The organism is Nonomuraea sp. NPDC048881 (genome assembly GCF_040649795.1).
Lineage (GTDB): Bacteria > Actinomycetota > Actinomycetes > Streptosporangiales > Streptosporangiaceae > Nonomuraea.
Genome location: NZ_JBEZGC010000016.1, coordinates 14,611 through 27,367, shown reverse-complemented (window position 1 = coordinate 27,367; position 12,757 = coordinate 14,611). Strand labels below are relative to the sequence as shown.

Here is a 12,757-nt window from a genome sequence, read left to right as displayed (position 1 = left end):
TGATGGAATGGGTGCGTTTGGGGTGACGCCGGTGTCAAGGTTGCATACTTCCCCGCATGATTTTCACGCAGGCAGAGCTCGACTACCTGGCCGGACAGCACCTCGGCCGGCTGGCCACCGTCTCCCCCTCCGGAGACGTGCAGAACAACCCCGTCGGCTTCTTCGTGGACGCCGCCACGGGCACGATCACCATCGGCGGGCACGCGATGGGCGCCTCCAAGAAGTTCCGGAACGTCCAGCGGGGCAGCACCGTCGCCCTCGTCGTGGACGACCTGGCCTCGGTCGACCCGTGGGTGGTGCGCGGCATCGAGATCCGGGGCACGGCGGTGGCCCTGGCCGACCACGAGCCGCCGGTGCCGTACTTCTCGCAGGAGGTCATCGTGATCACGCCCGTCAGGATCGTGTCGTGGGGGATCGACGGCGGGCGGTCGTCCCGGACCGTCTGAGGGCGCGGGCCGGCGCCGGTCGCTAGCGCGGCGGGCGCCAGCCGTGCGCGAGGAGGTCGAAGACCTGCTCGACGGCCCCGCGAAGGTCCTGCCGCCCCCGCGTGAGCGCCGGCGTCTGCAGGACGAACCGGGCGAGCGCGTGGCAGGCGACGTCGTCCGGGGCCACGCCCGCGTCCTCGGCGATGGCCGTGCCGAGGGCGGCGGCGTGCCGGGTCCACATCCGTTCGTAGTACTCCAGCAGCGCCGGCGTGGACTCCACCAGCTCGGTGAACCCCGCCCGCAGCGGATGGGCCGCGACCTGCGGCCAGGACGCCAGCACGTGCCCGCGCAGCGCCTCGACGACGCTCTGCCCCTCCGGACGCCCGCGCACCGCCGCGACCAGCTCCGCCTCCCGGTCGGCCTCCTCGTCGAAGACCAGCGCCTCTTTGCCGGGGAAGTGCTTGAACAGCGTGGTGGTGGACACGTCGGCCGCCTCGGCGACGTCCCTGACGCTCACCCGGTCGTAGCCGTGCTCCAGGAACAGGCGCAGGGCGGCGTCGGCGATGGCTCGGCGGGTGGCGGCCTTCTTGCGTTCGCGGCGGCCGGCGACGGGTGGCGTGTCCATGCCGCCATCCTATCAAAAGGTGGCACCAATGAATTAGTTGACCGGTTGCACTTTTGTACTCGTTCTGCTTCGCTGGAGCGGCGGCGCTCGCCGTACCCAACCCTGATCACGAACGAGAGGTCCAGTCATGCGCTCACCCGCACCCGCCACCGCGCGGATCCACGTCGTCGGAGCGGGCCCCGGCGGGCTCACCTGCGCCCGCGTCCTGCAACGGCACGGCATCCCCGTGACCGTCCACGACCGCGACGCCCACCCGCGGGCCCGCGACCAGGGCGGCACCCTCGACCTGCACGCCGACGACGGCCAGGCCGCCCTGCGCGAGGCCGGCCTGCTCGACGACTTCTTCCGGCTGGCCCGCCCGGAAGGGCAGGAGATGCGGCTGCTCGACCCGTCCGGACGGCTGCTCGACCACCACGTCCCGGCCGCGGGCGAGCTCTTCAAACCGGAGATCGACCGCGGTGTGCTGCGCGACCTGCTGCTCGGCTCGCTGGAGCCCGGGACCGTGCGGTGGGGCGCCGCCGTCGGGCAGGTCACCGGCCCGCCCGGCGGCCCGCGCCGGGTGCACTTCCGCGACGGCACGTCCGTCGAGGCGGACCTGGTCATCGGGGCCGACGGCGCGTTCTCCCGGGTGCGCCCGGCGGTCTCGGCCGCGGCGCCGCGCTACACCGGGGTCACCTTCCTGGAGGCGTGGTTCCACGACGTCGAAAACGCCCACCCTGCCCTCGCCGCGCTCGTCGGACAGGGCGGCGCCACCGCGGCCGACGGCGACCGCGCCCTGTTCGCCCAGCGCAACGGCGGCGACCACATCCGCGTCTACGTCATCCAGCGCCTGCCCGCCGGGTGGATCGCCGCGAGCGGCCTGAGCGCCGGCGACACCGCCGGGATCCGCGCCCGGCTGCTCGACGCGTTCTCCGGCTGGTCGCCGGAGCTGCTCGGGATGATCACCCGCAACGACGGGCCGTACGTCGATCGCCCGCTGTTCGCGCTGCCCGTGCCGCACGTGTGGGCGCGGTCGTCCAGCGTGACCCTGCTCGGCGACGCCGCCCACCTCATGCCGCCGCTCGGCGTGGGCGCCAACCTGGCCATGCTCGACGCCTGCGAGCTCGCCCTCGCGCTGGCCGGCTCCGCCACGGTGGCCGAGGCCGTGGCCGCGTACGAGAGCACGATGCTCCCGCGCGCGGCGGACGCGGCCCGCGCCCTTGAGCACGGCGCCGAGGCCCTGCTCGAACGGCACGAAAGCGGCGAGCTCGCCGCCTTCGCCCCGCCCCGCCGCTGACCCGGCCCCGGCCCCGGCCCGGCTCTGCCCCTTGGGGCCTAACGCGTGGCCGCGGTCACGAACAGCGGCAGGGCGAGGAACAGCCGCCCGGCCCGCGCCCGTTCCCGCTGCTCGGCGAGCCAGCCCTCGGCCTCCGCCGCGCCGACCGCCCCGGCCGAACGCGCCTTCCCCGCCAGGTCGGCCAGCACGGGCACCATCGTCGCGTCGGTGACGACGCTGGTGTGCACCTCGACGGTGACGTCGGTGAAGCCGGCGTCCAGCAGCAGGTTGCGGGTGCGGCGGACGACGCGAGGCGACCTGACGAGGTCGGCGCGGGCGTGCACGATCCGGCGGGTGAGCGCGGCGTCGCCGGAGTCGATGACGATGGTGTCCCAGTCCTGCCCGAGCAGCACGATCCGCCCGCCGGGCGCGAGCACCCGCCGCGCCTCGGCCACGGCGCGGGCCGGGTCGTCCAGGACGTGGTACACCTTCTCGGCGCGATAGCCGTGCAACTCGCCGTCGGCGAACGGCAGCGCGTACGCCTCCGCCACCCGGAACTCGGCGGCGGGCCACCGTCCGGCCGCCACGCCGATCATCCGCTCGTCGGGGTCGACGCCGATCGCCCGCGCGCCCAGCCCGGCCAGCTCCGCCGCCGCGCGGCCGGAGCCGCAGCCGACGTCGGCCACCGCCGCCCGCGGCGCGAGGCCGAGCAACTCGTAGGAACGCGCCCGCAGCTCGGCCGCCCCGGGCAGGTGGTCCGCGAGGTCGAGGAGGGCGATGAGCGCGTCGGTCTCCTCGCCGGTACGGCCTGTCGTCTGGTTCTTGGTCATGTGCGGGATCCTGCGGCTTCAAGTGCGCTTGAAGTCAAGCCGCTTCCTGGGATCGGCGGTCCCGGGAAGAGCGGTCCTGGGAAGAGCGGTCCGTTCCGCCGCCGGCGCGGGAGCGGCAGGGTGGGCTGCGGCCGCGCGAAGGGCCGGTCCGGACGAGGAGGGTGATCACGCGATGAAGGCTGTGCGGTTCCACGAGTACGGCGGGATCGACGTCCTGCGGGTGGAGGAGGTCGAGCGTCCGGCGCCGGGGCCCGGTCAGGTGCTGGTCGAGGTGCGGGCGGCCGGGATCCAGCCCGGCGAGACGATGATCCGCCAGGGGGCGCGGCACGGGCGCTGGCCGGCGACGTTCCCGTCCGGGCAGGGCAGCGATCTGGCCGGCGTGGTGGTGGCGGCCGGTCCGGAGGTGCGCGGGTTCGCGGTGGGCGACGAGGTGCTCGGCTTCACCCATCGCAGGGCGAGCCACGCGGAGTTCGTCGTGGCCGACGACGTGGCGCTGACCCTGCGGCCCGCGGGGCTGCCCTGGGAGGTGGCCGGGTCGTTGTACGTGGCCGGCACGACGGCGTACGCCACGGTGTTCGCGGTCGATCCCGGGCCGGGGGAGACGGTGGTGGTGTCCGGGGCGGCGGGCGGCGTCGGGTCCATCGCCGTGCAGCTCGCGCGGCGGCGGGGGGCGATGGTGGTCGGGCTGGCGAGCGAGGCCAACCACGCCTGGCTGCGGGGGCACGGCGTGGTGCCGGTCGCGTACGGGGAGGGCGTGGCCGAGCGGATCCGGTCGGCCACCGGCGGGAAGGTGGACGCGTTCATCGACACCTACGGGGACGGCTACGTCGATCTGGCGGTCGAGCTGGGCGTGCGGCCCGACCGGATCGACACGATCTGCGACTGGGCGGGCGCGGCCAGGGTCGGCGCGCGGACGTATGGGGAAGGCGCGGCCGCCTGCGCGGTCGTGGTCGGGGAGCTGGCCCGGCTCGCCGCGCGGGGCGAGCTGGAGGTGCCGATCGCCCGCGTGTACCCGCTGGAGCGGGTCCGGGACGCCTTCGGCGAGCTGGAACGTCGGCACACCCACGGCAAGATCGTGCTCACGCCGTAACGGCAGCCTACGGACGGCGTTGCGCCCGACGCGGAACAGGGCGCGCGGTACGGGGATAGGCTACGGTGGGAACGTTTGTGATCTACGGCCAGGAGACCGGACATGGCAGGTGACGACGACATCTCCGGGTGACACCGGAGGGTGATCGGCCCCGGCGTGCGCATGTGAGCGCCGCCGACGTGGGCCGTTTCGTCGTTCCCCGAAACCCTGTCCCCTTCACCGGGCGGCTTCGGCGCGCCCGCGCCCTCCTCCGAGGTTCACATGCTCTCCAACCCCTGCCCGCCGGCCGGCGACGTCCTGCTGGCCCACGATCTCGTCCGGACGCTGGGCACGCGGCGCGTGCTCGACGGCCTCTCGCTCACCGTCGCCCCCGGCCGCCGGATCGGGCTCATCGGCGAGAACGGCGCGGGCAAGTCCACGTTGCTGCGCCTGCTGGCCGGCGTGGACGAGCCCGACTCCGGGACCGTCGTCCGCCCCGCCGACCTGGGCTTCCTGCACCAGGAGCTGCCGTTCGCGGCTGGCGACACGCTCGCCGACGTGCTCGACGACGCCCTGCGCGAGGCGCGCACGGACCTGGCCGAGCTCGACCGGCTCACCCGCGAGCTGGCCGGGTCGCCGGAGGACGCCGTGCTGCTCGAAGCGTACGGGGCCCGGCTCGACCTGGCGCAGCAGCACGAGTCCTGGGACGCCGACCGGCGGGCGGAGATCGTCCTCGACCGGCTGGGCCTGGGCGGCGTGCCGGGGACGCGGGCGCTCGGCTCGTTGTCCGGCGGGCAGCGCGGCCGGCTCGCCCTGGCGGCGCTGCTGATCAGGCGGCCTGCCGCGCTCCTGCTCGACGAGCCCACCAACCATCTCGACGACGACGCCGCCGTCTTCGTGGAGGAGGAATTGCGCGGCATGACCGGCGTGGTCGTCGTGGCCAGCCACGACCGGGCCTTCCTCGACGCGGTCTGCACGGACCTGCTCGACCTCGACCCCGCCGTGGACGGCCCCGTCCGGTACGGCGGGGGCTACAGCGCGTACCTGACCGGGAAACGCGCCGAGCGCGAACGCTGGGAGCGGCGACACGCGGCCGAGCAGGAGGAACTGGACGAGCTGCGCCGCGCCGTCGCGGTGACCGCGCGGCGGGTGGCGCAGGACAGGTTGCGCCGCGACAACGAGAAGATGGGCTACGGCCACCGCGCCGGGCGGGTGCAGCAGCAGATCTCCCGGCGGGTGCGCGAGGCCGCGCGCCGGCTGGCCGAGCTGGAACGCGAGCAGGTCCCCGCCCCGCCGCCCCCACTGCGCCTGCGCCCCCGCCTCACCGCCCCCCTCCCTCCCCTCGAAGGCCCGAAGGGGGACCGTGACGACGCGGCCGTCCCTCCTCTTGAAGGTCCGGACAGAGACTGCGGCGACGCGGCCGTCCCTCCCCTTGAAGGTCCGGCAGTGGACCGTGGCGGCGCGGTGGGCCGGGGTGGCGGGTCGTTGGTGTCGGCGCGGGACGTCCGGGTGGCGGGGCGGCTCGCGCTCGACCGGCTCGACCTGCGGGAAGGGGACCGCCTGCTGGTCACCGGCCCGAACGGCGCGGGCAAGTCCACCCTCCTCGCGGTCCTGTCCGGCGACCTGGAGCCGGCCGGGCAGGTACGGTCGCGGCCGGGGCTGACCGTCGGCCTGCTGCCCCAGGACACGACGTTCGAGCACCCCGGCCGCACGGTCCGGGAGACCTACGAGCAGGCCCTCGGGCCGGAGCGCGCCGAGGCCGTGCCGCTGCGCTCGCTCGGCCTGATCCGCGCCCGCGACGCGAACCTGCGCGTGGGGGAACTGTCCGTCGGCCAGCGCCGCCGACTCGCGCTGGCGCTGCTGATCGCCGACCCTCCCGACGTGCTGCTGCTCGACGAGCCCACCAACCACCTGTCTCCGGGCCTGGCCGACGAGTTGGAGGCCGCCCTGGCCGCGGACGGTCCCGGCGCGATCGTGGTGGCCAGCCACGACCGCTGGCTGCGCGCCCGCTGGCGGGGCCGCCGTCTGCACCTGCCCGGTGAGGGCGCGACGCACGGCCCGCAGGACCTGGGAGAGCGCTGACGTACGTCCCGCAGGACCTGGGGAAGGCCGACGTACGTCCCATGGGGCATGGGGGAGGGCCGGCGTACGTCCCGTAGTACCTGGGAGCTACGCGGGAAGTGAGCTCCGCAGCGGGAGGCGCGCGACCGGGGGCGATCCGTAGCGTCGGGGGAACCGTCCCCCCGTCGGAAGGGTTCCCATGGGCAACCGCGGCCGCCGCCTCCTGCTCGCCACGCTCGTCGCCGCCTCGGTGGCGGGCCCGGCGGCGTGCGTGTCGGGGGAGGTGGCGGCGCCCGTCCCCGGCGTCGCGCCGCCGTCCGGGCTCGCCGGGCGGTACGCCGCCGGGCGCGCGGCGATCCTGGCGGCCGGGCGCGACGCCGTCCGGCACGGCCACCGGCGCCGGGCCGCCGCGCTGCGCGAGATGGCCGACCCCGCCCGCCGGTTCCTGTCCTTCGACGGCCGCGACGCCGGCCGGGCCGTCGAGGTGTTCGGCGACCTGGCCACCGCCGCCCGGATCGCCGTGCTGGTCCCGGGCGCGGGCATCACCCTCGACAAGTACGGCCTGCTGCGCGGCGGCTCGATGCGCCTGAGCGCCGCGCTGGGCGACCGGTCGGCCGTGATCGCCTGGCTCGGGTACGCCACCCCGAGCAGCGTGAGCCTCCAGGCGCTGACCCTCGACCGCGCCGACCGGGCCGCCCCCGCCCTGCGCGCCTTCCTGGACGAGCTGCGCGCCCTCCGCCCCGGCGCGCGCGTCTCGCTGCTGTGCCACTCCTACGGCTCGGCGGTGTGCGGCCGGGCCGCGCCGGGGCTGGACGTGGCCGCCCTCGTCCTGTTCGGCAGCCCCGGGGCGGGCGTGGCCGACGCCGCGGCGCTGCGCACCCGGACGCCGGTGTGGGCCGCGCGCACGGCCGGGGACTGGGTCGGCCGGCTGCCGCACGCGTCCGTCGAGCTGCCGTCCGGCACCCTGGGGCTGGGCGCGGACCCGGTCGCGCCCGGGTTCGGGGCGCGGGTGTTCGACGCGGGCGGCGGCGGCCACAGCGACTACCTGGCGGCCGGATCGACGGCGCTGGCGAACCTCGCGCGGATCGTGACCGGCTCCCCCGTAAGCTGGACCAAGGGTGCAAGCCAGGACAGTACGAACGTGGGCGAGGGCGGATGAGCAGGCTGCGCAAGGCCCTCGCCAGGCTGGGCGCGGACCTGGGGACCATGGCCCCCGACCCCCTGCCGCGGATGGGCGGCCCGCGCGCCCTGTCCCGGCTCCCGCACGTCGCCGTCGCCCTGTACGCGCTGGCCATGGGCCTGTACCCGGGCGGGGAGGGCATCGACCCGACCGTCCCGCTGCTGGCCATGGCCATGGCGGCGGCCATGGTGCTGGCGATGTGGCGCCCGCTGGCCGCCTGGTGGGCGACGATCGTCCTCGTGGTCGCCGGGGCGCGGTCGGGCATGGTGTACGTGTCGGAGCACCTGAGCCTCCCCTGGACGGTGCATCCCGAGACGTTCGAGCGGCGGCCCTTCCCGCACGCCGACCCGACCGCCTTCCCGTGGACGGGCTCGGGCGTCGCCCTGCAGGCCGGCGTGCTGTTCCTGCTGGCGCTGCGGGTACGCCCGGGGGTCGCCGTCAAGGCGCTGGCGATCACCACGCTGACCGTGGTGGCGATCGTGGTGCTCATGCCGGAGGCCAACGGGGGCGGGCTGGGCGCCACCGCCCTGCTGGCCGACGCGGTCGCGGTCGCCGTCGGGGCCGGGGTGCGCCAGCTGAGGACGACCCGTACCCGGCTGGAGGCCCAGGAGGAGCTGACGGCCGAGGAACGGGCCCGCCGCACGCTGCTGGAGGAGCGCAGCAGGATCGCCCGCGAGCTGCACGACGTCGTCGCCCACCACATGTCGGTGATCTCCATCCAGGCCCAGGTCGCGCCGCACCTGGTGGACGACCCGCCGCAGGAGCTGAGGGAGAACCTGGCCGGCATCCGGGAGAACGCCGTCGAGGCGCTGACCGAGCTGCGCCGGGTCCTGGGCGTGCTGCGCGCGCAGGACCAGCCGGCCGACGCGCCGCAGCCCACGCTCGACCGGCTGGAGGAGCTGCTGGCCAACGTGCGCGGCGCGGGCGTCACGCTCACCGCCGAGATCGCCGGGCGGGCGCGCCCGCTGTCGCCGGGGGTGGAGCTGTCGGCGTACCGGATCGTGCAGGAGGCGCTCAGCAACGCCATGCGGCACGCCCCCGGCGCGGCGGTGGCGGTCCGGCTGACGTACCGGCCCGGCGCCCTGGCGATCCGGGTCGTCAACGAGCCGCCCGCCAGGCCGGCGCGGCCCTCGCCGGGCGCCGGGCACGGGCTGCTCGGCATGCGCGAGCGCGCCGCCATGCTGGGCGGCGACCTCGTCGCCGGGCCCACGCCGGACGGCGGCTACGAGGTCAGCGTGTTCCTGCCGGTCGACTCGCAGAAAGGCGTCCAGGCCACCTCATGACGAGCATCCGCGTGCTCATCGCCGACGACCAGGTCATGGTCCGCCAGGGCTTCACCGTGCTGCTCAACGCCGAGCCCGGCATCGAGGTCGTGGGCCAGGCGGTCAACGGGCTCGACGCCGTCGCCAAGGTCGCCGAGCTGGACCCCGACGTCGTCCTCATGGACGTGCGCATGCCCGAGCTCGGCGGCATCGAGGCCACCCGGCGGATCGCCGCCCGTCCGGACGCGTCGGCGAAGGTGCTCGTGCTGACCACGTTCGACCTCGACGACTACGTCTACGAGGCGCTGCGCGCCGGGGCGTCCGGCTTCCTGCTCAAGGACGCCTCGGCGGCCGAGCTGGCCCACGCGGTGCGGGTGGTGGCGACCGGCGACGCGCTGCTGGCCCCGAACGTCACCAAGCGCCTGATCGCCGAGTTCGCCCGGGTGAGCCGCGCGCCGCGGGCGCCGCTCAAGGAGCGCGTGGGCGACCTGACCGAGCGCGAGACCGAGGTGCTGGCGCTGATCGCGCAGGGCCTGTCGAACGCCGAGATCGCCGAGCGCCTGGTGATCGCCGAGCAGACGGTCAAGACCCACGTGAGCCGGATCCTGGTCAAGCTCGGGCTGCGCGACCGCACCCAGGCGGCGGTCTTCGCGTACGAGACGGGGCTGGTCCGTCCCTCGGGCTACTGACCTCAGGCGGCGGCCAGCCGGACGATCTCGCGCGGCCGGGCCTCGCGCTCGTCGAAGGCCACGTCGACGTCGGCGGCGCCGAGCGCGGCCAGCGACGCGGCGAACGCCTCGTCCGACTCCCAGCGCACGATGGACACCACCGCCTCCGCCGACAGCCAGCACTCCGCCGACAGGCAGCCGGGCGTGCTCCGGAACGCCTCGGCCACCTTGCGCACCCGCTCGACGAACTCCTCCCGGTGCGCGGCGTGCGGGTAGTGCGTGGCGATCATGGCGACGTGCACGGGACTCTCCTCTGTGTTGGTCAACATAGAATACGATTGATAGCACAGAGGAGGTGGCGTGACAACGCGACGGGAACAGACCAGCAACGAGAGCCGCGAGCTCATCCTCAACGCGGCGGCCGAGCTGTTCGCCGAGAAGGGCTACCGGCAGACCACGTTCCACGACGTGGCCGCCCGGTCGGGCATCAGCCGCGGGTCCATCCCGTGGCACTTCGGCGGCAAGGAGGGCCTGCTGCTGGCCGTGCTCGAACGGTCGGTGGCCAGGGTGCGCGACGGCCTCACCGACGCCCCCGAGGGCGAGCCGGACTTCGGGCCGTTCGACCAGGGCGTCGGCGCGATGCTCGCCCTGCCGACCACCAAGCTCTTCGTCACCCTGCTGGTCGAGGCGCTGGAGCCCGGCTCGCCCATCCGCGACCGCTACGTCGAGATCCACGACACGCTGCGCGACCACTGCAGGCGCTGGCTCGAACGCCTGCCGCTGCCGCCGGGCCTGCCGGTCGAGCCGCTGGCCGTCGCGCTCATCGGCGCCGGCATCGGCATCCACCAGCAGTGGCTGGTCGCCCCCGAGCGCGTCGACGCCGGCGCGGCCCTGGCCGCCCTGCGCGCCCTGGTCGCCGGCGTGCTGCCGCCCGCGCACGACTGACCGCGGGCGCGGGCCGCCCTCCTCGCCGCCCCGGCCGTACGGACATGACAGGACATCGCCGGGTAATGGAGGCGTCACGACGGGTGCCGCCGGGCCGCCGGCTGGACATGACATCAGCCGGCGACCGGACGGCACACGAGGTGCTCCGGGCGATGAGGGAGGTCGTCATGAAGGTTGTCGTGGTCGGCGGGACCGGCCTGATCGGGTCGAAGCTCGTGCGCAGGCTGGCCGGAGAGGGGCACGAGGCGGTCGCCGCGTCCCCGAGCACCGGCGTCGACACCCTCACGGGGGAGGGGCTGGCCGAGGCCCTGGAGGGGGCGCGGGTCGTGGTGGACGTCTCCAACTCGCCGTCGTTCGAGCGGAGCGCGGTGCTGGAGTTCTTCGAGACCTCCACCCGCAACCTGCTGGCCGCCGAGGCGGCGGCGGGCGTCGGCCACCACGTCGCGCTGTCGGTCGTGGGCACCGAGCGCATGCCCGACAACGGCTACTTCGCCGCCAAGATCGCCCAGGAGCGGCTGATCGAGAAGTCGGGCCTGCCGTACTCGCTGGTGCACGCGACGCAGTTCTTCGAGTTCGTGCGGGGCATCGCCGACGAGTCGGCCGCCGACGGCGCGGTGCGCATCGCGCCGGTGCTGTTCCGGCCCGTCGCGGGGGACGACGTCGCGGCGGCGCTCGCCCGGGTCGCGCTCGGGACGCCCCTGAACGGCAGGACCGAGGTCGCCGGCCCCGAGCAGTACCGGATGGACGAGTTCTTCCGCGACGCGCTGGCCGGCCTCGGCGACCCGCGCGAGGTGGTCACCGACGAGCACGCCCGCTACTTCGGCAGCGAGCTGACCGAGCGGTCGCTGGTGCCCGGCGACGACGCCACCCTGGGCCGGACCACGTACCAGGACTGGGCGGCCGGCGAGTAGGGCGCCGTCAGAACCAGGCGGCCAGCGCCTCCTCCAGCGCGGCGTCCGGCGCGTCGCCGGCCCAGGCGACGACGCCGTCCGGCCGGACCAGCAGGCCGCCGAAGTCCCGGACGTCCACCGGCTTGGCCGCCAGCACCGGCACCCGCGGGTCGGCCGCCAGACCGGCCCCGAGGTCCAGCAGCAGCCCGCGCCCCTCGTGCAGGTGGTCGCCGACCCGGGTGCCGTCGGCCAGCTCCAGGTCGGGGACGCTCCGGCCGACCAGCGGGTGGCCGCCGGGCAACTCGTAGCGGTGCCAGACGCCGGAGAGCCGCTTGACGAAGTACGTGGTGCCCGCGGTGGTGTCGATCAGGTCGGACACGACGGCCCGCAGCGCCCGGGAACGGGCCTCGGGCCGCATGAGCTCCACCTGGGCGCGGGTCCAGTCGAGCACCCACGCGCCGATGGGGTGGCGCTCGGCGGTGTAGGTGTCCAGCAGCGCCTCGGGCGAGCGGCCCCGGACGACGGCGGCCAGCTTCCAGCCGAGGTTGACGGCGTCGCCGATGCCCAGGTTGAGCCCCTGACCGCCGAAGGGCGAGTGGACGTGCGCCGCGTCGCCGGCCAGCAGGACCCGGCCGAGCCGGTAGGTGGTGGCCTGGCGGGCGTTGTCGGTGAAGCGGGTGGCCGTCTTGACGCCGGTGATGGTGACGTCCACGCCGGAGACGGCCCGCAGGCTGGCCTGCAGCTCCTCGGCGGTGACCGGCGCGGTGCGGTCCTCCGGCGGCCCGTCGAACTCCACGGTCAGGATGCGGCCGGGGGTCGGCCCATTGGCGTAGGTGCCGGTGTCGGTGTGCGTCCAGCCGGTGCCGAGCCCTTCGGCGCCCTCCATCGTCACGACGGCCTGGTGGCCGGTGATCTGCGGGGGCGTGCCGGGGAAGTCGAAGCCGGCCAGGCGGCGCACGGTGCTGCGGCCGCCGTCGCAGCCCACCAGCCAGCCGCAGCGGAACTCCCGCTCGCCCGCCCGCACGACCACTCCGTCGGCGGAGGGCTCGAAGCCGGTCAGCTCCACGCCGCGCAGCACGTCCGCGCCGAGCTCGGCGGCCCGTTCGCCGAGCACCCGCTCGATGTCCTGCTGCCGGATGCCGCTCAGGCGGGCGGCCGGCCCGCGGTCGGCGAAGTCGGGGTCGCTCTCGTCCACCCGGTCGGTCAGCAGCCACAGCCCGGCGAAATGCCCGGCGAAGGCCGACATCTTGGGCTGCCCGGCCGCCGCCGCTCCGCCCCGCTGGGCCATGAACGCCTGGAAGGCCTTCATGGTCTCGGCCTGGGCCTCCTCCAGCACCGGGAGCAGCCCGCGCCGGTAGAAGGCCTCGGCGGTGGGCGTGTTGATCGAGCCGGCCTTGACCGTCTGGTCGATGTCGGTCAGCCGCTCCAGCACCGCCACGCGCACGTCGTGCAGCCGCAGCTCGCAGGCGAGCATCAGGCCGACGGGGCCACCACCGGAAATGATCACGTCGTAGTCCATGGCGAAAACTATACCCGACTAAATTTTA

The 12,757-nt window shown here is 75.2% G+C and carries 13 protein-coding genes; 9 read left to right on the top strand and 4 right to left on the bottom strand.

The window, feature by feature from the left end; all coding sequences use genetic code 11:
* Positions 1-56 precede the first annotated feature (56 nt).
* Positions 57-446 carry a PPOX class F420-dependent oxidoreductase gene (locus tag AB0C33_RS39065; RefSeq protein ID WP_358297386.1) on the top strand — a complete coding sequence of 130 codons (390 nt, stop codon included), beginning with the start codon at positions 57-59 and terminating at the stop codon, positions 444-446.
* Positions 447-468: 22 nt separating this feature from the next.
* On the opposite strand, the gene AB0C33_RS39060 is transcribed toward AB0C33_RS39065, so the two are convergent.
* The gene (locus tag AB0C33_RS39060) at positions 469-1,050 is read right to left on the bottom strand and encodes a helix-turn-helix domain-containing protein (protein WP_358297383.1); all 582 of its coding nucleotides are present in this window, start codon (positions 1,048-1,050) and stop codon (positions 469-471) included.
* Positions 1,051-1,177: 127 nt separating this feature from the next.
* On the opposite strand from AB0C33_RS39060, the gene AB0C33_RS39055 reads away from it, so the two are divergent.
* Positions 1,178-2,326: an NAD(P)/FAD-dependent oxidoreductase gene (locus tag AB0C33_RS39055; RefSeq protein WP_358297380.1), complete on the top strand. Its 1,149-nt coding sequence runs from the start codon at positions 1,178-1,180 to the stop codon at positions 2,324-2,326.
* A 38-nt stretch (positions 2,327-2,364) separates the two neighbouring features.
* Here AB0C33_RS39055 and AB0C33_RS39050 read toward each other — a convergent pair whose 3' ends face one another.
* On the bottom strand, positions 2,365-3,135 hold the full coding sequence (locus AB0C33_RS39050) for a methyltransferase domain-containing protein (RefSeq protein ID WP_358297377.1): 771 nt from the start codon (positions 3,133-3,135) through the stop codon (positions 2,365-2,367).
* 172 nt (positions 3,136-3,307) lie between these two features.
* Here AB0C33_RS39050 and AB0C33_RS39045 point away from each other — a divergent pair, with 172 nt between their 5' ends.
* From AB0C33_RS39045 to AB0C33_RS39025, 5 genes are all read left to right on the top strand, one after another.
* Positions 3,308-4,225: an NADP-dependent oxidoreductase gene (locus AB0C33_RS39045; RefSeq protein ID WP_358297375.1), complete on the top strand. Its 918-nt coding sequence runs from the start codon at positions 3,308-3,310 to the stop codon at positions 4,223-4,225.
* A gap of 261 nt (positions 4,226-4,486) precedes the next feature.
* Positions 4,487-6,286 (top strand): ABC-F family ATP-binding cassette domain-containing protein, encoded by a 1,800-nt coding sequence (locus AB0C33_RS39040; RefSeq protein ID WP_358297373.1) that lies wholly within the window; start codon positions 4,487-4,489, stop codon positions 6,284-6,286.
* Positions 6,287-6,464: 178 nt separating this feature from the next.
* A complete protein-coding gene (locus AB0C33_RS39035; RefSeq protein ID WP_358297370.1) occupies positions 6,465-7,424 on the top strand; it encodes an alpha/beta hydrolase in 960 nt (319 codons plus the stop codon).
* Entirely contained in the window at positions 7,421-8,728 is a 1,308-nt protein-coding gene (locus AB0C33_RS39030) for a sensor histidine kinase (RefSeq protein ID WP_358297368.1), read from the top strand. Before AB0C33_RS39035 ends, AB0C33_RS39030 begins: the two co-directional genes overlap by 4 nt.
* A complete protein-coding gene (locus tag AB0C33_RS39025; protein ID WP_358297365.1) occupies positions 8,725-9,396 on the top strand; it encodes a response regulator transcription factor in 672 nt (223 codons plus the stop codon). Before AB0C33_RS39030 ends, AB0C33_RS39025 begins: the two co-directional genes overlap by 4 nt.
* A 2-nt stretch (positions 9,397-9,398) precedes the next feature.
* Here the strand turns inward: AB0C33_RS39025 and AB0C33_RS39020 are convergent, their stop codons facing one another.
* Positions 9,399-9,677, bottom strand: a complete 279-nt coding sequence (locus AB0C33_RS39020; protein WP_358297362.1) for an antibiotic biosynthesis monooxygenase — start codon at positions 9,675-9,677, stop codon at positions 9,399-9,401.
* Between the two features lie 58 nt (positions 9,678-9,735).
* On the opposite strand from AB0C33_RS39020, the gene AB0C33_RS39015 reads away from it, so the two are divergent.
* Both AB0C33_RS39015 and AB0C33_RS39010 read left to right on the top strand, forming a co-directional pair.
* Positions 9,736-10,320: a TetR/AcrR family transcriptional regulator gene (locus AB0C33_RS39015; RefSeq protein ID WP_358297359.1), complete on the top strand. Its 585-nt coding sequence runs from the start codon at positions 9,736-9,738 to the stop codon at positions 10,318-10,320.
* A gap of 167 nt (positions 10,321-10,487) precedes the next feature.
* On the top strand, positions 10,488-11,231 hold the full coding sequence (locus tag AB0C33_RS39010) for an SDR family oxidoreductase (protein WP_358297357.1): 744 nt from the start codon (positions 10,488-10,490) through the stop codon (positions 11,229-11,231).
* A 7-nt stretch (positions 11,232-11,238) separates the two neighbouring features.
* Here AB0C33_RS39010 and AB0C33_RS39005 read toward each other — a convergent pair whose 3' ends face one another.
* Positions 11,239-12,729, bottom strand: a complete 1,491-nt coding sequence (locus tag AB0C33_RS39005; RefSeq protein ID WP_358297354.1) for an FAD-dependent oxidoreductase — start codon at positions 12,727-12,729, stop codon at positions 11,239-11,241.
* Positions 12,730-12,757: the final 28 nt, after the last annotated feature.

Bases quoted from the DNA above. Each gene is read 5' to 3' on its own strand.
- AB0C33_RS39065 (WP_358297386.1), top strand. From the start codon at position 57: ATGATTTTCACGCAGGCAGAGCTCGACTACCTGGCCGGACAGCACCTC.
- AB0C33_RS39060 (WP_358297383.1), bottom strand. From the start codon at position 1,050: ATGGACACGCCACCCGTCGCCGGCCGCCGCGAACGCAAGAAGGCCGCC.
- AB0C33_RS39055 (WP_358297380.1), top strand. From the start codon at position 1,178: ATGCGCTCACCCGCACCCGCCACCGCGCGGATCCACGTCGTCGGAGCG.
- AB0C33_RS39050 (WP_358297377.1), bottom strand. From the start codon at position 3,135: ATGACCAAGAACCAGACGACAGGCCGTACCGGCGAGGAGACCGACGCG.
- AB0C33_RS39045 (WP_358297375.1), top strand. From the start codon at position 3,308: ATGAAGGCTGTGCGGTTCCACGAGTACGGCGGGATCGACGTCCTGCGG.
- AB0C33_RS39040 (WP_358297373.1), top strand. From the start codon at position 4,487: ATGCTCTCCAACCCCTGCCCGCCGGCCGGCGACGTCCTGCTGGCCCAC.
- AB0C33_RS39035 (WP_358297370.1), top strand. From the start codon at position 6,465: ATGGGCAACCGCGGCCGCCGCCTCCTGCTCGCCACGCTCGTCGCCGCC.
- AB0C33_RS39030 (WP_358297368.1), top strand. From the start codon at position 7,421: ATGAGCAGGCTGCGCAAGGCCCTCGCCAGGCTGGGCGCGGACCTGGGG.
- AB0C33_RS39025 (WP_358297365.1), top strand. From the start codon at position 8,725: ATGACGAGCATCCGCGTGCTCATCGCCGACGACCAGGTCATGGTCCGC.
- AB0C33_RS39010 (WP_358297357.1), top strand. From the start codon at position 10,488: ATGAAGGTTGTCGTGGTCGGCGGGACCGGCCTGATCGGGTCGAAGCTC.
- AB0C33_RS39005 (WP_358297354.1), bottom strand. From the start codon at position 12,729: ATGGACTACGACGTGATCATTTCCGGTGGTGGCCCCGTCGGCCTGATG.